At 73.3% G+C, this 16,353-nt stretch carries 17 protein-coding genes; 8 read left to right on the forward strand and 9 right to left on the reverse strand.

Annotated features, from left to right (window positions below; translation table 11 throughout):
- Window positions 1-8 precede the first annotated feature (8 nt).
- Window positions 9-380 carry a 2TM domain-containing protein gene (locus FXF60_RS12010; protein ID WP_151526213.1) on the reverse strand — a complete coding sequence of 124 codons (372 nt, stop codon included), beginning with the start codon at window positions 378-380 and terminating at the stop codon, window positions 9-11.
- A 14-nt stretch (window positions 381-394) separates the two neighbouring features.
- Complete coding sequence (locus tag FXF60_RS12015; RefSeq protein ID WP_151526214.1) at window positions 395-778, reverse strand: 2TM domain-containing protein; 384 nt, start codon at window positions 776-778, stop codon at window positions 395-397.
- 43 nt (window positions 779-821) lie between these two features.
- On the opposite strand from FXF60_RS12015, the gene FXF60_RS16580 reads away from it, so the two are divergent.
- From FXF60_RS16580 to FXF60_RS12025, 3 genes are all read left to right on the forward strand, one after another.
- Complete coding sequence (locus FXF60_RS16580) at window positions 822-971, forward strand: hypothetical protein (RefSeq protein ID WP_192796721.1); 150 nt, start codon at window positions 822-824, stop codon at window positions 969-971.
- A gap of 227 nt (window positions 972-1,198) precedes the next feature.
- Entirely contained in the window at window positions 1,199-3,829 is a 2,631-nt protein-coding gene (locus FXF60_RS12020; protein WP_192796726.1) for an FtsK/SpoIIIE family DNA translocase, read from the forward strand.
- 1 nt (window position 3,830) lies between these two features.
- A complete protein-coding gene (locus tag FXF60_RS12025) occupies window positions 3,831-4,553 on the forward strand; it encodes a maleylpyruvate isomerase family mycothiol-dependent enzyme (protein WP_192796722.1) in 723 nt (240 codons plus the stop codon).
- Between the two features lie 113 nt (window positions 4,554-4,666).
- Here the strand turns inward: FXF60_RS12025 and FXF60_RS12030 are convergent, their stop codons facing one another.
- Genes FXF60_RS12030 through FXF60_RS12045 form a run of 4 tightly spaced genes read right to left on the reverse strand, consistent with a single transcriptional unit; the run spans window position 4,667 to window position 8,085 of the window.
- Complete coding sequence (locus tag FXF60_RS12030) at window positions 4,667-5,800, reverse strand: dipeptidase (RefSeq protein WP_238335835.1); 1,134 nt, start codon at window positions 5,798-5,800, stop codon at window positions 4,667-4,669.
- On the reverse strand, window positions 5,797-6,063 hold the full coding sequence (locus tag FXF60_RS12035; protein ID WP_151526217.1) for a hypothetical protein: 267 nt from the start codon (window positions 6,061-6,063) through the stop codon (window positions 5,797-5,799). The genes FXF60_RS12030 and FXF60_RS12035 overlap by 4 nt, the downstream gene beginning before the upstream one ends.
- Before the next feature lie 25 nt (window positions 6,064-6,088).
- Window positions 6,089-7,288, reverse strand: a complete 1,200-nt coding sequence (locus FXF60_RS12040) for an SGNH/GDSL hydrolase family protein (RefSeq protein ID WP_151526218.1) — start codon at window positions 7,286-7,288, stop codon at window positions 6,089-6,091.
- A gap of 5 nt (window positions 7,289-7,293) precedes the next feature.
- Window positions 7,294-8,085 carry a hypothetical protein gene (locus FXF60_RS12045; protein ID WP_151526219.1) on the reverse strand — a complete coding sequence of 264 codons (792 nt, stop codon included), beginning with the start codon at window positions 8,083-8,085 and terminating at the stop codon, window positions 7,294-7,296.
- A gap of 180 nt (window positions 8,086-8,265) precedes the next feature.
- Here FXF60_RS12045 and rimO point away from each other — a divergent pair, with 180 nt between their 5' ends.
- From rimO to FXF60_RS12070, 5 genes are all read left to right on the forward strand, one after another.
- Complete coding sequence (rimO, locus tag FXF60_RS12050) at window positions 8,266-9,762, forward strand: 30S ribosomal protein S12 methylthiotransferase RimO (protein WP_151526220.1); 1,497 nt, start codon at window positions 8,266-8,268, stop codon at window positions 9,760-9,762.
- A complete protein-coding gene (gene pgsA / locus FXF60_RS12055) occupies window positions 9,759-10,367 on the forward strand; it encodes a CDP-diacylglycerol--glycerol-3-phosphate 3-phosphatidyltransferase (RefSeq protein WP_151526221.1) in 609 nt (202 codons plus the stop codon). The genes rimO and pgsA overlap by 4 nt, the downstream gene beginning before the upstream one ends.
- Window positions 10,364-10,861: a CinA family protein gene (locus FXF60_RS12060; RefSeq protein ID WP_151526222.1), complete on the forward strand. Its 498-nt coding sequence runs from the start codon at window positions 10,364-10,366 to the stop codon at window positions 10,859-10,861. Before pgsA ends, FXF60_RS12060 begins: the two co-directional genes overlap by 4 nt.
- Before the next feature lie 87 nt (window positions 10,862-10,948).
- Entirely contained in the window at window positions 10,949-11,284 is a 336-nt protein-coding gene (locus tag FXF60_RS12065) for a helix-turn-helix domain-containing protein (protein WP_151526223.1), read from the forward strand.
- 28 nt (window positions 11,285-11,312) lie between these two features.
- Window positions 11,313-12,683, forward strand: a complete 1,371-nt coding sequence (locus FXF60_RS12070; RefSeq protein WP_151526224.1) for a DUF6395 domain-containing protein — start codon at window positions 11,313-11,315, stop codon at window positions 12,681-12,683.
- A 33-nt stretch (window positions 12,684-12,716) separates the two neighbouring features.
- Here FXF60_RS12070 and FXF60_RS12075 read toward each other — a convergent pair whose 3' ends face one another.
- The 3 genes from FXF60_RS12075 to FXF60_RS12085 are packed head-to-tail and all read right to left on the reverse strand — an operon-like array spanning window position 12,717 to window position 16,277.
- Window positions 12,717-13,574: a DNA-formamidopyrimidine glycosylase family protein gene (locus FXF60_RS12075; protein WP_151526225.1), complete on the reverse strand. Its 858-nt coding sequence runs from the start codon at window positions 13,572-13,574 to the stop codon at window positions 12,717-12,719.
- Window positions 13,567-14,574: an ROK family protein gene (locus tag FXF60_RS12080; protein ID WP_151526226.1), complete on the reverse strand. Its 1,008-nt coding sequence runs from the start codon at window positions 14,572-14,574 to the stop codon at window positions 13,567-13,569. Before FXF60_RS12080 ends, FXF60_RS12075 begins: the two co-directional genes overlap by 8 nt.
- Window positions 14,571-16,277, reverse strand: coding sequence for an ATP-binding cassette domain-containing protein (locus tag FXF60_RS12085; protein ID WP_151526227.1), 1,707 nt, complete (start codon window positions 16,275-16,277; stop codon window positions 14,571-14,573). The genes FXF60_RS12080 and FXF60_RS12085 overlap by 4 nt, the downstream gene beginning before the upstream one ends.
- Between the last annotated feature and the right edge of the window lie 76 nt (window positions 16,278-16,353).

A 16,353-nucleotide genomic window follows, 5' to 3' on the forward strand; every position in this document is an offset into this window, starting at 1 on the left:
CCCCGCTCCTAGTCCTCGGGGTGGTCCGGGCGGCCGAGCCGCTTGCGCAGGCGGGCGGCCTCCTCGGCGATCTCCTTCTCCGTCGGCTCCTTGTCGAGGGCGAGGGAGGCGCCGTGGATCGCCACGCCGACGCCCCACCCCATCATCGGCCAGATCGGCCAGAAGTACTCGCCCCAGCCCGAGGTCACCAGCCAGATGAGGGTGAGCATCGTCATGATGATGAGGTAGATGCTCAGGTGCTGCCGGAACTCCTTGCGCTGCTCGATCCGCGCGAGCGCGCGCTTGCGCATCTCCGGGTCCAGCTCCGTGCTGGGGCGGTAGGGCTGGAGCGGGAAGCTCCCCTCGACGGGGTCGTGGGGTCCGTCCGGTGGCTGGGTCACGGGTGCCAGCGTACTCACCGGGTCGCGGCACGAGGTGCGGAGCGCGCCTCGACCATGCGGGTGAGGTCGGGCAGGAGGCACCAGCTCCACCCGATCATCGCCCAGACCGGCCAGAAGTGCCCCCCGCCGCTCAGTGCCCAGACGGCGACCAGCATGCCCATCAGCAGGGCTGAGCTGACCACCCGTGACCGGCTTGCCGCCAGGCCGCCCCTGCGCCCTGCCGGACCGCAGCCGGCACCCGCCTGGCGGTCCGGGTGCTGCTCGGTGCGGGGCAACTCCTCGACCCCGCCCGTGCCCGGCGTCGGCAGGGGCGGGGCGACGGCGAAGGCCTCGGTCGGCCCGGTGGCACCGTCCGCAGCGGGCTGGGCCTGCGTCGACGTGGATCCGTAGCTGTTCATGCCCACGACGCTAGGCGCACCGGGGGAGGCCGCACAGTGACAGGTGTCAGAGATCGGGGATGACACCGAATTCGACGACTGGTTCTTCTGCCATGGCGTGCAGAAGAGAGGTCTAAAAGCGGCAGGCCGCCGGCAGCAGGCGCTGGCACCGAAATCCATGCCGACGGGCGTGGGACGTCTGTGGCGCACGTGATGATTGGGTACGGTGCGATCGTGGCCAAGACTGCGACCTCCACGACCCGCGCCGGCTCCGGCGGTGCCTCACGGCGCCCCGCGAGCCGGTCGACGCCTGCCAAGGGCCGGAACGGCTCGGGCGCCAACCGCGCCAAGGCCGGATCCGCCAGGGCGGGCGGCGAGCCGTCGCTGCCCGGTCGGGCGATCCGCGGCATCGCCGGCGTCACCGGGGGCACCGTCCGGGCGATGACGGACACGGCGCACGACCTCGAGCCAGAGCACCGCCGTGACGGAGCGGGATTCCTCCTCCTGGCGCTCGCGCTGGTCGTGGCGCTGCGAGAGTGGTGGGGCCTGGACGGCTACGTCGGTGACGTCATCCACGTGGCGGCCGCAGGCACCTTCGGTCGGGTCGCGCTGGTCCTGCCCGCCGTGCTGCTCTTCTTCGCCGTGCGCCTCTTCCGCGCCCCGGGGGAGCAGCAGGCCACGAACCGGATGAGCATCGGCACCACCGCGATGCTGATCTCCGCGAGCGGCATCACCCACCTGGCCACGGGGAACCCGGACTACGCCGAGGGCTCGGGCGTGCTGCAGCGCTCGGGCGGCATCCTGGGGTTCATCGCCTCCTCGATCCCGGCGTCCGCGATCACGGTCACCGGCGCCTACATCGTGCTCAGCCTGCTGGGGATCTTCGGCCTGCTCGTGCTGACCCGGACCCCGGTGCACCGGATCCCGGACCGCATCCGTGAGGTGGAGCAGCAGCTCTTCGACTCGGCGCGCTTCGACCGTGTCGATGCCGACGGCAACCCGCTGCCGCGCGGCCGACGGGGCGCCGGTGACGTCGACGGACCGCGTGACGGCGACGTCGCCTTCGAGCAGGCCGCCCAGGTGGACGGCGCAGGCCGGCCGCGCCGGGCGGGGCGTGCCGACTCCTCCAGGTCGCGCAGGCGGGCCACGACCGACCCGGACGCGACGGGCGACGTGCCCGCGCCGAGCGGCAGGCGCCGCGCCCAGCGCACGGACGGGGAGTCGACCGAGGAGATCCCCGCGCTGCGCCCCGGCGAGAAGCGTCCCGCGGCGCCGAGCGTGGTGGAGAAGTCGAAGCAGGCGACCAAGACGGACCTGGAGGCACCGCCCACCGCACAGCTCCCGCAGCGGGTCGAGCAGCTGCAGCTGGCCGGCGACGTCACCTACACCCTCCCGGAGTCCGTGCTGCTCAAGGCGGGCAGCCCGCACAAGGAGCGTTCGGACGCCAACGACAAGGTCGTCGAGGCCCTCACCGGCGTGCTCGAGGACTTCAACATCGACGCCCAGGTCACCGACTTCACCCGTGGCCCGACCGTGACGCGCTACGAGGTCGAGCTCGGCCCGGGGGTCAAGGTCGAGCGCATCACCGCGCTGTCCAAGAACATCGCGTATGCCGTCGCCAGCGCCGACGTGCGGATCCTCTCGCCGATCCCCGGCAAGTCCGCGGTGGGCGTCGAGATCCCCAACGCGGACCGCGAGAACGTCAGCCTCGGCGACGTGCTGCGCAGCCAGACGGCACGCAACAACACCCATCCGATGGTCATGGGGGTCGGCAAGGACGTCGAGGGTGGCTACGTCATCGCCAACCTGGCCAAGATGCCGCACATGCTGGTCGCGGGCGCCACCGGCTCGGGCAAGTCGAGCTTCGTCAACTCGATGATCACCTCGATCCTCATGCGCGCGACCCCCGACGAGGTGCGCCTCATCCTGGTCGACCCCAAGCGGGTCGAGCTGACGGCATACGAGGGCATCCCGCACCTCATCACCCCGATCATCACCAACCCCAAGAAGGCGGCCGAGGCGCTCGCCTGGGTGGTCAAGGAGATGGACCACCGCTACGACGACCTCGCGACCTTCGGCTACAAGCACATCGACGACTTCAACAAGGCCATCCGGTCCGGCAAGGTGACCCCTCCGCCGGGGTCGGAGCGCGAGCTGACGCCCTACCCGTATCTTCTCGTGGTGGTCGACGAGCTCGCCGACCTGATGATGGTCGCCCCGCGCGACGTCGAGGAGTCGGTCGTGCGCATCACCCAGCTCGCCCGGGCCGCCGGCATCCACCTGGTGCTGGCGACGCAGCGACCCAGCGTGGACGTCGTCACCGGGTTGATCAAGGCCAACGTGCCGAGCCGGATGGCGTTCGCGACCTCCTCGCTCGCGGACTCCCGGGTCGTGCTGGACCAGCCCGGCGCGGAGAAGCTCATCGGCATGGGTGACGCGCTCTTCCTGCCGATGGGTGCGAGCAAGACGATGCGGGTGCAGGGCTCCTGGGTCACCGAGTCCGAGATCCACGACGTCGTCGCGCACGTCACCGGCCAGCTCAAGCCCAAGTATGTCGAGGAGGTCATCGCGACCCCGGCGAAGAAGCAGATCGACGAGGACATCGGCGACGACCTCGACCTCCTGCTGCAGGCCACCGAGCAGGTCATCACCACCCAGTTCGGCTCGACGTCGATGCTGCAGCGCAAGCTGCGGGTGGGCTTCGCCAAGGCCGGACGCCTGATGGACCTGATGGAGAGCCGGGGCATCGTCGGGCCCTCGGAGGGCAGCAAGGCACGCGACGTGCTCGTCAAGCCCGACGACCTGGAGTCGACGCTGGCCCTGCTGCAGGGCCAGGACCCCCCACGACCGGAGGTCGAGACCGACACCACGCCCTTCGACGCCGACCCGAGCGAGGTCGACGACCGCGACGAGGGCGAGGAGGGCCGGTATGCCGACGACGGTCGCGACCGGCCGCGGCCGGCCCCGGTGCGCGACGACCGCTACGACGGTGACCCGGTGAGCGGCAGCTACGTCGAGGACGACGACGAGCCGGACAGCGAGGACGCCTGGGACCTCACCGGGAGGGATTGACGTGGCCCCCTCGCGCGGGGTCTCGCTGGCGTGGGTGACCGGGGGCACACGTCTCTGGGAGGCGACCCTGGCCGCGCTGGAGGATCCGGCCCTGGCCGCACCCTCGGCCCTGCCCGGGTGGAGCCGCTCCCACGTGGTGGCGCACGTCGCGCTCAACGCCGAGGCGCTGCTCAACCTGCTGACCTGGGCCAGGACCGGTGTCGAGACCCCGATGTATGCCTCGCCCGAGGCGCGGGACGCCGACATCGAGGAGCTCGCGGCCTCTGACGCGCAGCTGGTGCGCGCCCGCTCGGAGCGGGCGGCGAGCGAGCTGGACGACGCCTTCGCCGCTCTGGGCGAGCAGGACTGGGAGGCCCGGGTGCGGGTGCGGCAGGGCACCGAGATCCCCGCCTCGGTCGTCCCCTGGCTGCGCGTGCGGGAGGTCTACCTGCACGCCCTCGACCTCGACGGCGCCGCGACCGACGAGGACCTCCCGCGCGATGTCGCGAGCGCCCTCGTGGAGGACGCGAGCAGGCAGCGCTCGCGCGACGAGACCCACCCGAGCCTGGTGCTGCGGGAGCAGGCCGGCGACGCATGCTGGGAGATCGGGCGGCCCGGCCCGGACGCACCGGTGGTGGTGGGCGACGTCCGCGCCCTCGCGGCGTGGGTCACCGGCCGCCCGACGACGTCGCCGCCGTCGCGGACGGACGGCCAGGCCCTCCCGGAGCTGCCGGCCTGGCTCTGACCGCCGTCCGGTCGCTCGCGTCCGGTCACACGCCGTGCCAGAACGGCTCAGGTACGCACGTGCATACCTGAGCCGTTCGCGGCGGGCGTGTCGTCGGGACGGTGTCGGGTCCGTCAGCCCTGCGCGACCGCCTCGGCGGCGCGCAGGACGCGGAGCACGTTGCCGTGGGTCAGCCCGGCCAGGTCGGCCGACGACCAGCCGCGCCGGCCCAGCTCGGATAGCAACGCGGGGTAGGTCGAGACGTCCTCCAGCCCGAGCACCACCTGCTCGGTGCCGTCGAAGTCGCCCCCGAGGCCGACGTGGTCCACCCCGGCGACCTCGCGAAGGTGGTCCAGGTGGTCCGCGACCTGGGCGAGCGTGGCCTGCGGTCGCGGGTGCTCCTGCTGGCGGGCCAGGCTGAAGGCCGTCATGGCCGGGTGGTCGTTCGGGTCGATGCCGGCGGACCGTGCCGCCTCCCGCGAGTCGACCTTCCAGGCCCAGCACGCCTCCGCGACGAACTGCGGGACGAAGGTCGCCATGCACACACCGCCTCCGGCGGCCAGCTGCTCCAGCACGTCGTCCGGCACGTTGCGCGGCGAGCTGCACAGCGCCTGGGCGTTGCTGTGGCTGAAGATCACCGGGGCGGTGGAGGTCGCCAGCGCGTCCCGCATGGTGGTCGCGGCCACGTGCGAGAGGTCGACCAGCATCCCCAGCCGGTTCATCTCCCGCACGACCTCGCGGCCGAAGCCGGTCAGCCCACCGTGCTCCGGCAGGTCGGTGGCGCTGTCCGCCCAGGCGGTGTTGTGGTTGTGCGTCAGGGTGAGGTAGCGCACCCCCAGCCGGTGCAGGCACCGCAGCGCCCCGAGCGAGCCGGCCAGGGAGTGCCCACCCTCGGCGCCCAGCAGCGACGCGACCAGGCCACGCCCCATCGCCTCCTCCACCTCGTCGGCGCTGGTCGCGAGGGCCAGCCGGTCGGCATACCGTCCGACCATCAGGTGCACCAGGTCGACCTGCTCCAGGGTGGCCACCAGGGCGTCCGCCTCGGGCAGGGAGGACGGCACGTAGACGGACCAGAACTGCCCCCCCACCGAGCCCTGCCGCATCCGGTCGAGGTCGGTGTGCAGCCCGCGTCCCGAGGTGTCCGCCTGCAGGTCCACGTCCAGCGCGCGCTCGGCACCGACGAGCTCGCGCAGCGCCCACGGCAGGTCGTTGTGGCCGTCGAGGACGGGATGGGCGTCTGCCACGGTGCCGCGGGCAGGGGTGCTCACGTGAACAGACCCGCGTAGAAGCCGGAGGCCAGGGCGAGGAAGACCACGGCGCCCCCGGCGAGGACCCACCGGAACCAACCCAGCGGGAGCAGCGCCGCGAGGCCGAGGGCAGCGCTGATGAGACCGGTGTCCTGCGCCCCGCTCATCCGCGCGGCGCCCTCGGCGTCACCGGGCATGAAGCCCCTCAGCGTCGCGACCCCGACGAGGGCCAGCGCCAGCGCGCCGGCGAGCAGGGCGATCGTGCGTGCGGTGCGGTGGTCCATGGCGCCTATTCTGCGGTCGAGGACTCTAGGGCAGCGAGTCGAGGTACTCCTGGACCAGGGCCTGCATCGCCGCCTGGCCCTCCGCGGTGGGGTGGAACGACTCCGGTGGCAGCGACCGCTCGTCGCCGAAGCCGAGACCGAGGATCCACGGGTCGTCGCTGCCGACCCCGTGCCCCTCGAAGGCCTCGGTCGGGTCGATGAAGTGGACCCCCTCCTCGCGGGCGATCCGCGCCATCACGGCGTTGAGGTCGTTGCTCATCTCGTTGAGGTAGGCGACGTCGTCCGGCTCGAACAGGCCGACGTAGTCGGGGTCGAGGAGCTGCGGGTACCCCATGTGCACGATGTGCGCGCCGTCCTCCATCTCCTCGCGCAGGTCCTGGTACATCTGCCGGATCTGCTCCTCGACGTGCGCCAGGATCGCCTCCCGCCGGGTCTGACCCGGGTGGTCGGGGTCGTCGCCGTCGTAGTAGTCGCCGCAGGTCATCCGGGACCCGGGCATCGGCATCCCGCCGCCGCTGCCGGCCGCCAGGTTGTTGGCGAAGACGGTGGCGATGCACTCCTTGAGGACGTCGGAGAAGCCGGCGTCGTTGCCCCCCATGGACACGAAGATCATCGCCGTGTCCTCGTCGACGTTCTCGATCTGCGGGCCCTCGCCGTCGTTCCCCGGGTTGTCGCCCTCCACCTGCTCGGTGGTGGCGCCGGAGCACGCCTCGAAGCTGTAGTTGTCCGGCCAGTGCTCGTCGCCGATGCCGACACCCCAGGCGTTGTCGGACCGGTGGCACATGTTGTGCTCCGGGTCGCCCCAGAGCTCGTCCCACCACGACGGGTCCTGGTCGGTGTCCTCGTCGTAGTCGCCCGCGCCCTCCCCGGAGCCGTAGCTGTCCCCGATGAAGACCATCGGGCCGCTGGTGATCTCGTCGTAGGTCCAGGGGTGGTCCTCGTAGGGGACGTCCTCCTCGACCGGTGTGCCACCCGGACCGGTGCCGGCCACGACGTCCTCGGGCGGCGTGCAGCCGAGGCTGCCTCCGGGCAGCTTCTCGAAGGCGGTGCAGATGCGGTAGGACACCTGGGGTCCCAGGACGTCCGGGCGGGTGAGTGCCACCGCCGTGACCGCGGAGGCCATGAGGGCGCTCGCGACCAAGGTGATCCCGGCATACTCCAGCGCCCCCGCACCGCGCTCCCCGGACGCTCTCAGCCACCGCAGCAGCCGCTGGAGGATGTTCATGGCGGTTACCCGGCCTGCCGGAGCACGGACGCGAACAGCTCGAGGTCCAGCGGTGCGCCGGTCGTGTTGCCGTAGCCCACCCAGTGCCAGCCCCCGTCGACGGCGCGGAAGGCGTAGTGGCGGACCTGGCCGACGCCCTCGGTGCGCTCGGTCCAGGTGGTCCAGCCGTCCACCTCGACCGGCCCGGCCTCGACGGTGACGTCGTAGGCGCCGGCACCGAGCTCGACCTCCTCGCCGTCCTCGGTCAGCGCATACCCTGCGCAGCCCTGCACCGCGTCGGTCACCTGCTCGGCGACCTGTGCGCCGGTGTCGTCGGCGAAGGTATGCACCTCGCTGGTGACCTGCGTGAAGGTGGACTCGTCGCCCCACCGCCGGTGTGCCGCGTCGCTCGGTTCGACCGGGTCCAGCTGGACCCCGCAGATCTGCTGGACGAACTTCGGACCGTCCGCCTCCACAGTCTCGTAGGCCTCCGGCAGCGGCGGCTCGCGCAGCAGCTGTGGCTCCGCCGTTCCGTCGCCGTCGGTCATCGCGGCATGGGCGTCCGCGCCCTCACCACGGAGCTCGACGTAGCCGTCGGGCGCGTTCGAGCCGGCGACGGGTGTGCTGGGCGTGGCCGGGGCCCCCTCCTGCTCCGCCCCGGCCGCGCCCTCGGACGTCGTGTCCGACGCCGACGACGAGGAGGAGGCGCCGGGGGTGTCCCTGTCCTTGGGGGATGTCCCTTCTCCCTGGGTGCTGGCGCATGACGCCAGCAGGGCAGCCCCGAGCAGCACTCCTGCGATCTGGGTCCAGACCCGCATACCAGCGCCTCCTCCTCATCGATGGCTCGACGTTAGCCAGGCGGGAGGTCCCGACGGGAGGGTCCGAGGGCCCCTTCCTGGTCCCTCTGTCCACCCGCCGACGTGGGCCTTTCGACCCCTGACCCCACCGTGGGTGCGTCGGGCGCGGTGCCACGCGGCCGCGCACCTAGACTCCTCCTCATGTCGATGAGCCGCAGCGTCGCCGTCGTGACCCTGGGGTGCACCCGGAACGAGGTGGACTCCGAGGAGCTCGCGGGGCGTCTGGCGTCCGAGGGGTGGACGCTGGTCGAGGACGCCGCCGAGGCCGATGTCGCCGTCGTCAACACGTGCGGCTTCGTCGAGCAGGCCAAGAAGGACTCCATCGACGCGTTGCTCGAGGCCAACGACCTGAAGCGCACCGGGCGCACCCAGAAGGTCGTCGCGGTCGGGTGCATGGCCGAGCGCTACGGCGAGCAGCTCGCCGCCGAGCTGCCCGAGGCCGACGCGGTGCTCGGCTTTGACTCCTACACCGACATGTCCACGCACCTGCGGGCCGTCCTGGACGGGCGCTCTGTCCCGTCGCACGTCCCTTCCGACCGCCGGCGGCTGCTGCCCATCTCGCCGCGGGACCGGCACACCTCGGCCGCCGGGATCGCACTCCCCGGGCACCAGCAGGCGACGCCGGGCAGGGACAGCCCTCGCGTGCCCCTCGAGCAGGTCGCTCCCGCCACCGGTCCCCGGGTGGTGCGCGCACGGTTGGACGGTCGCCCCTGGGCTCCGCTGAAGATCGCCTCCGGCTGCGACCGGCGCTGCGCCTTCTGCGCGATCCCGATGTTCCGTGGCGCCTTCGTCTCGCGCACCCCGGAGGAGATCCTGGCCGAGGCCACCTGGCTGGGGGAGCGGGGGGTCAAGGAGGTCTTCCTCGTCAGCGAGAACACCACCTCCTACGGCAAGGACCTGGGCGACCTGCGCCTGGTCGACGCGTTGCTGCCGGAGCTCGCGCGGGTGCCCGGGATCGAACGGGTCCGCGTGTCCTACCTGCAGCCGGCGGAGATCCGCCCCGACCTGCTGGACGCGATGACGTCGACCCCGGGGGTGGCGCCCTACTTCGACATCTCCTTCCAGCACGCCTCCGGGCCGCTGCTGCGGCGGATGCGTCGGTTCGGCGACCGCGCCTCGTTCCTCGCCCTGCTCGAGCAGGTGCGCTCGCGGGTCCCCGAGGCCGGGATCCGGACCAACGTCATCGTCGGCTTCCCGGGGGAGAGCGAGGACGACCTGGCCGAGCTGACCGCCTTCCTGGCCGAGGCGCGACTGGACGTGGTGGGGGTCTTCGGCTACTCCGACGAGGACGGCACCGAGGCCGAGGGCTACGCCGACAAGGTGGACGAGGACGTCGTGCGTGAGCGGGTCGAGCAGGTGCAGGGCCTGGTGGAGGAGCTCACGACGCAGCGGGCCGCCGAGCGGGTCGGCGGCAGCGTCGAGGTGCTCGTCGAGGAGGTCGAGGACGACGAGGACGAGCCTCGGCTCGTCGGGCGCGCAGGGCAGCAGGGACCCGACGTGGACGGCGTGACCTACCTGGTCGGCGAGGACGGGGGTATGCCCCCGCTCGCCGTCGGCGACCTGGTGGTGGCCCGGGTGGTGGGCACCGAGGGGGTGGACCTGGTGGCCGTGCCCGAGCCGTCCGGGGCGGAGCGGTGATCGGCCCGCACGACCCCGACGGGCCCGAGATCGCCTCCGCGGCGGTGCCCGAGCGGGTGTCGTCGTGGAACGTGCCGAACGCCCTGACCGTGCTCCGGATCGCCCTGGTGCCGCTCTTCGGCTGGCTGCTGCTCGCGGGGGGCGGGGAGGACCGGGGGTTGCGCTGGACGGCCCTGCTCGTCTTCCTCGTCGCGATCGGCACCGACTGGGTGGACGGGCACCTGGCCCGCAAGCACGGGCTGATCACGGCCTTCGGGAAGCTCATGGACCCGATCGCCGACAAGGCGCTCATCGGGATGGCCCTCATCGGCCTGTCCTGGCTCGACCTGCTGCCGTGGTGGGTGACCGTCGTCATCCTGGTGCGCGAGATCGGGATCACCCTGATGCGCTTCGTCGTCATCCGCCGCGGCGTCATCCCGGCCAGCAGGGGCGGCAAGCTCAAGACGGTGCTGCAGGCCATCGGCATCGCCATGGTGCTGGCCCCGCTGGGCGGGGTCTTCGACGCCCTCGGTGTCTGGGTCATGTACGTCGCGACCCTGGTCACCGTCGTCACCGGCATCGACTACGTCCGGCAGGCCTTCGGCCGGCCGACGACCGGCGCATGAGCGACCCGGTCGCCGGGGTGCTGGGGGTGCTGCGCGACCGGCGGCAGAGCGTCGGGACCGCGGAGTCGCTCACCGGAGGGCTGCTCTGCGCGGCGCTGACCGAGGTCCCGGGCGCGAGCGCGGTGGTGCGCGGGGCCGTGGTGGGCTACGCGCCGGAGGTCAAGGCCCAGGTCCTCGGGGTGCCGGAGGAGCTGCTGCGGGACCACGGCACGGTCTCGCGCGAGTGTGCCGAGGCGATGGCGGTCGGCGGCGCCAGGGCGCTGGGGGCCGACTGGTGCCTGGCGACCACCGGGGTGGCCGGTCCGGAGCCGAGCGAGGGCTGGCCGGTCGGCACCGTCCACGTCGCGCTGGCCGACCGGGAACAGGCGGTGGGTCACCGGGTGTTGACCCTCCATGGTGACCGTGAGCAGATCCGTGCAGCCACCGTGGCGGCCGCGCTGGACCTGTTGCGGAGCGGGCTGACGAGGGATGGTCACCGGGACGGGGTACGGTAGGACCATGACCTGCCGCCACGGCACCCCGAGGTGGCACGGACGAGAAGCGGATGACGACGGACCCGAGAGGAGCGAGGAGGGATGACCATGGTGCTGCTGCGACGTGAGCTGGGTGACGCCCTCCGTGAGACGCGCCAGACCCAGGGCCGCACCCTGCGCGAGGTCAGCGCGTCCGCGTCCTGCTCCCTCGGCTACCTCTCCGAGATCGAGCGCGGGGAGAAGGAGGCCAGCTCCGAGCTGCTCGCCTCCATCTGCCGGGCGCTCGACGTGCCGCTGTCCCAGATGCTCTCGACGGTGGCCGACCGGGTGAGCCTGACCGAGGCGGCCGAGACGCAGATGACCACGGTGCTCACCGAGGGCCTGGCCACCACGATCGACACCCGCCGGGTCACCCGCCGAGACACGGTCGTCTCCGCCGCCTGAGCCATGGCGGCGTAGGCACGCCTCGCCGATGCACCTGGACATCGACCACGAGCCCGGCCGTGTCGGGGTCACCCTGAGACCGGGCGAGGGGGAGCCGGACAGCCGCAAGGTCGGGCTGGTCAGGCATACCGCGTCCTTCTTCGTCGAGATCCCCCCGGGCGATGTCCACCCCGACCTGCTCGTGCTGTCCGCGGTCCTGTGCGCACGCCCCTGGATCCGGCGACGCACGCCCATCACCTGCTCGGTGCCGGGGTCGGCGCTGCTCGCACGGGCCCTGCGCGGCGGTCCGGGGCTCCGGCTGGACTCGGTGGACCCGCAGCTGGAGCCGCGCGCCCGACCGGCGTCGGGGTCACCCGGCCTCTGCTTCAGCGGTGGCACGGACAGTGTCGCGACGCTCGCCGTCATGCCGGACCGCACCCGTTCCTACCACCTGCTCCGGCGGGCTCCCGCCGGGGAGCGCCGGGCCACGATGCTCAACACCCGGGCCGCGCGGCAGTCGTGCGCGGTGGTGCGGCGGCACGGCCGGCAGGTCGACGTGGTGACGAGCGACGTCGAGTACCTCCGCGAGGTCATGGGGTTCCCGCACGACTTCACCACGGCCGTGCCGCTGCTGCTCCACGCCGACCGGGACCAGCTCGACGCCGTGGCGTGGGGGGCTCCGCTGGAGGCCACCTACCGGCTGCAGCGCGGCTACTACCGGGACTTCGCCGACTCCCCGTTCGTCGGGGAGTGGGGTGGCGTCTTCGCCGCCGTCGGGCTGGACGTCTGCGTGCCGGTCGCCGGCGTGTCCGAGGTGGTGACCAGCCGGATCGTGCACGCCCACGCCCTGGGGGAGGCAGCCCAGTCGTGCGTCCGCGGTCGTCGGCTGGGTCGCCCCTGCGGTCGGTGCGCCAAGTGCGCCCGCAAGACCCTGCTGGCCGGTGCCGTGACCGGTCGGTGGCCGACGGCGGAGGCGCTGGAGCGCCAGTGGCGGGGGGAGGAACCCCGTGCCCACCTGCTCGCCGACCCGATCAAGGTCGAGCCGGTCGTCGCGCACACCGTCCACCGCTACCTCGCGGCCGGGGGCGACAGCACGCTGCTGCGACTCGTGGCCGAGAAGACCGGCCCTGACCCGCTGGAGTGGCTGGAGCGCTCCTACGAGCCGGCGCTGGAGCTGGTCCCCGAGGGCTACCGGGACGAGGTGGCCGCACGGCTGCATCGCATCGCGCCCCCCATGACCCGGGCGCAGGAGCAGACCGTCCGGGCCTACGACGTGCGTGCGCTGGACCGGACCCGGGCGCAGGCCAGGCTGGAGGAGTGGTTCGCCGGGCACCCGCCCCAGGACCTCGCCCGGCGGGCCGTCGGGCGGGCGCGTCGGGTCGCCCGGGCGCGGTTGCGCCGCACCTTCTCCCGGGGGTAGTAGGGCGGACGGCCGGCTGCCTCGACACGTGGCTCAGGAGCTGCGCTCGCGCCGGTGCCCGAGCGGGGACTGGGGGCGCCCGTCGTCCGTCGGTGCGCGGCCACCCTGGCAGGTCGGGCAGGAGAACATCACCCGCTGCTGCGGCTGCACGCCGATCGGTGCGACCCTGACCGTCGTGCCGCACCGTTTGCACGGCAGCCCCACCCGGCCATGGACCCATGCGTCGTCCTCGTTGACGTCGCCCCGACCGGTGATGGTCGTGCGACCGGCGCGACAGCTGAGCACCAGCAGGCGGCGGGCGGTCGTGAGCAGGTCGCCGACCTGCTCCTCGGTGAGCTCGCCGACACGGGTCCACGGGTTGATCCCCAGGAGGAAGAGGGGCTCCGCGGTGAAGATGGTGCCCATCCCGGCGACGTTGCGCTGGTCCAGGCAGGCCTCGGTGATGGTCCGCGTCAGGTCCGACACCACGTTGGCCAGGGCGAGCACGGGGTCATAGCCCGGGTCGAGCAGGTCGGGGCCGAGATGTCCCACGACGCGGTGCTCCTCGCTGGTGCGGACCAGGTCGAGCATGCCGAGGGAGTCGCCCACCGCGACCCGGGTCCCGGTCCACAGCAGCGCCCGGACGGTATGCCGTCGGCCGAGCGCGTGCCGGCGCGCCACCGGGTGCACCCGCCAGGACCCCTCCATCCGGAGGTGGCTGTGCACGGTGACATCACCCTCCACCCGGTGCAGCAGGTGCTTGCCCCGGGGCACGACCTCCAGGGTGCGCCTGCCCGCGAGGTCGGCGGTGGCGTGGGCCGGCACCCGCAGGTCCGAGCCCTCCAGCAGGCGTCCGGCCAGGCCCTGGTGCAGCCGCCGCGCGGTCCGCCAGACGGCGTCTCCCTCAGGCATCGGCGAAGCCCAGCCCGAGGGACGTCCCGATGCTGATGACCGCGACGGTGCCGCGACGGCCGGCCGCGCCGGTGACGCCGAGCGCCGCCGCGGCGCCGTCGTTGACGAGCATGCTCACGGTGCAGGGGAGTCCCAGACCGGTGGTCAACGCCTCCGCCAGCACGGCGGAGGGGTCGGCCCCCGGGCGGTTCAGGGTGCCGTAGGTCTGGTCGTCGTCGAGGACCCCGTCCACCACGTAGTTGGCGATCGCGACCCGCACCTCCACGGGGCCGTCGTCGGTCGTCGTGGTCCCATCCCGCCCCGGCACCGCAGTGCCGTCGACGCCCAGCAGGGCCTCTCCGGCCGCCCGCACGACGAGGTCCAGCACGGTGCGGGAGCCCGGCCAGGTGGTGGTGTCGAACGGCTGCCAGGGGACGCGGACGGCGACCGTGGGTCCCACCCCGCCCCGGGCCAGGACGGCCGCCTTGACCGACGAGTGGCCGAGGTCGAGGAGCAGGCACGGACCGACGGGCGGTGGCCCGGAGGCGAGACCGAGCAGAGGGCCGCGTGCCGGGTCCGGGGCCAGCTCCGCGCCGTGCTCCACCAGCCGGTGGTCCTGGGCCGCCCGCGTCCCGAGCGATCCGGCGACGACACCTCCGCCGAGCACGATCCGGTCGACCGCGGCCCAGCGGGCCCAGTCGGGCTCGTCCCACTCCGTGCGGCACGCGCGGTCGGCGGCGGTCGGGCTCCGGAGCGTCCGCAGCAGCTCGGCCGCGGCGTCCACCCACTCCGCGGCGACCTCCTCGGCCCATGGCTGCGCCTGCGAGAGCGCCCGGTCCAGCGCAAGGAGCAGGGCGGTGGGGTGGGTCATGGTGGGGTCGGGCGCCGCCCGGGCCACCCGGGCGCTCAGCCCGCTCGCGCCGAGGACCCGCCCCGCACGCCGGCCGTGCCACGGCGCGTCGGGACGCAGCAGCACCGTCCGGTTCAGCCCGGTCCGGCGGGTGGTCGGGGGGTGGCTCACCGCTCCAGTGTCTCGCCGCTGAGCTGCAGCCGCTCGCCCACCCAGTCCTCGCGGAGCCACCGGTCGTGGCTGGCGACGACCACGGCCCCCGGGTAGTCGGCGAGGCCGAGCTCGAGCTCGGAGACGAGCAGCAGGGACAGGTGGTTGGTGGGTTCGTCCAGCAGTAGCAGGTCGGGCGGGTCGGCCAGCACCGTCGCCAGGTCCAGCCGCCGTCGCTGGCCGACCGACAGGTCGCGCACCGGCCGGTCCAGATCCCGTCCGGCGATCAGACCCAGGGTGGCCAGCGGGTGCTGCTCCGCGAGCTCCCGCCCGACGGCGCGGGCATACGCCTGCCTGGTGGTGAGGGAGCCGTCGCGGCGCACGGCTTCCTGGGCGAGCAGGCCGACGCGCAGCCGTGAGGTCGACGTCACCGACCCGCGGTCCGGGTGGAGGTGCCCGGCGAGCAGCGCCAGCAGCGTGGACTTGCCGCACCCGTTCGGGCCGGTGACGAGGAGTCGGCCGCGGGCGCCGACGGCGAGCGAGACGGGGTGCAACCGCCCGGCGACGGCCACGCCGGTGGCGGTGAGGATCGGCCCCGGGCCGTGCGGACGGGTGCGGGCGGGTGCCGGGAGACCGCGGAAGCGCAGCCGGTCCGGTGGCCGGCGCACCTGCTCCCGCTCGAGCCGGGCCAGGGCGGTGCTGGCGTCGTTCACCCGCCGGGAGACCACCTTGGCATTGCGGTCGGCGTAGAACTTCCGGCTGGCCCGGGCCTCGGTGCGCGGCGCACGGTCGCCGTGACCGACGGTGTGGTCCGCGTGGACCCTGCGGCGCAGGCGCTCCCGCTCCTGCTGCTCGTCGCGGTAGCGGCGCACCCACCGCTGCCGTTCCTCCCGACGCTGCTCCAGGTATGCCGTGTAGCTGCCGGTGAACCGGGTCAGCCCGAATCCCGAGCCGGGGGAGTCGTGGTCGGCGCCGACCTGGGCGTGGGCCAGGGGTGCCGGATCCAGGTCCAGGAGGGTGGTGGCCGTCTCGTCGAGGAAGGCCCGGTCGTGGCTGGCGACGAGCACCGGCCCGGTCCAGGTGCGGAGCAGCTCGGTCAGCAGCTCGGTCCCGGCGTCGTCGAGGTGGTTGGTCGGCTCGTCCAGCAGCAGCGTGTCCGGGGTGCGCAGCAACGTCCAGGCGAGCGACAGCCGGGACAGCTGCCCGCCGGACAGCTCCGCCGCCCGGTGTCGACGGGGGAGCCGGGCCAGACCCAGACCGTGCGCCACCTGGTCCGCCCGGTGGTCGATCTCCCAGGCACGATGCCGCCGGGCCGCCTCCAGCGCGGCGTCGAGGGCGGCGCCCGCACCGGGCTCCTCCCGCGCCAGTGCCTCGCCGGCGCGTTCCACCTGGGTCACCAGGTCCCGGACGGCAGCGGTCGACCTGGTGAGCACCTCGTCGACGGTGAGGGACAGGTCGAAGGGTGCCTGCTGGTGGTGCAGGCCGACGGTGCCGGGCGAGCGGACCGATCCGGTGTCGGGATCGATCAGCCCGGCGGCGACGCGCAGCAGGGTCGACTTGCCCGACCCGTTCTCGCCGATGAGGCAGGCTCGTTCGCCGGACGACACGACCAGCGAGACGTCGGTCAGGACCCGGCGGTCGGGGAAGGACACCGAGACGCCGTCGAGCCGGAGATGCTCCGGTCCGGAGGCGGCGGAGGAGGGCAGGGGAGGGAGGGAAGGCATTGGGTCTCCTGGGTCGGGGGCGCGGGGGCGCGCGACGGTGTCGGGCAGCCGTCAGGAGATCCACATGAGGCGCAGC

Origin of the sequence: Serinicoccus kebangsaanensis, assembly GCF_008919445.1 — a bacterium.
Classification (GTDB): Bacteria; Actinomycetota; Actinomycetes; order Actinomycetales; family Dermatophilaceae; genus Ornithinicoccus; species Ornithinicoccus kebangsaanensis.

What these genes read in the sequence shown, in the direction of transcription:
- FXF60_RS12015 (WP_151526214.1), bottom strand. Translation starts at nt 778, where the DNA reads ATGAACAGCTACGGATCCACGTCGACGCAGGCCCAGCCCGCTGCGGAC.
- FXF60_RS12020 (WP_192796726.1), top strand. Translation starts at nt 1,199, where the DNA reads ATGACGGACACGGCGCACGACCTCGAGCCAGAGCACCGCCGTGACGGA.
- FXF60_RS12035 (WP_151526217.1), bottom strand. Translation starts at nt 6,063, where the DNA reads ATGGACCACCGCACCGCACGCACGATCGCCCTGCTCGCCGGCGCGCTG.
- FXF60_RS12040 (WP_151526218.1), bottom strand. Translation starts at nt 7,288, where the DNA reads ATGAACATCCTCCAGCGGCTGCTGCGGTGGCTGAGAGCGTCCGGGGAG.
- FXF60_RS12045 (WP_151526219.1), bottom strand. Translation starts at nt 8,085, where the DNA reads ATGCGGGTCTGGACCCAGATCGCAGGAGTGCTGCTCGGGGCTGCCCTG.
- rimO (WP_151526220.1), top strand. Translation starts at nt 8,266, where the DNA reads ATGTCGATGAGCCGCAGCGTCGCCGTCGTGACCCTGGGGTGCACCCGG.
- FXF60_RS12060 (WP_151526222.1), top strand. Translation starts at nt 10,364, where the DNA reads ATGAGCGACCCGGTCGCCGGGGTGCTGGGGGTGCTGCGCGACCGGCGG.
- FXF60_RS12065 (WP_151526223.1), top strand. Translation starts at nt 10,949, where the DNA reads ATGGTGCTGCTGCGACGTGAGCTGGGTGACGCCCTCCGTGAGACGCGC.
- FXF60_RS12070 (WP_151526224.1), top strand. Translation starts at nt 11,313, where the DNA reads ATGCACCTGGACATCGACCACGAGCCCGGCCGTGTCGGGGTCACCCTG.
- FXF60_RS12075 (WP_151526225.1), bottom strand. Translation starts at nt 13,574, where the DNA reads ATGCCTGAGGGAGACGCCGTCTGGCGGACCGCGCGGCGGCTGCACCAG.
- FXF60_RS12085 (WP_151526227.1), bottom strand. Translation starts at nt 16,277, where the DNA reads ATGCCTTCCCTCCCTCCCCTGCCCTCCTCCGCCGCCTCCGGACCGGAG.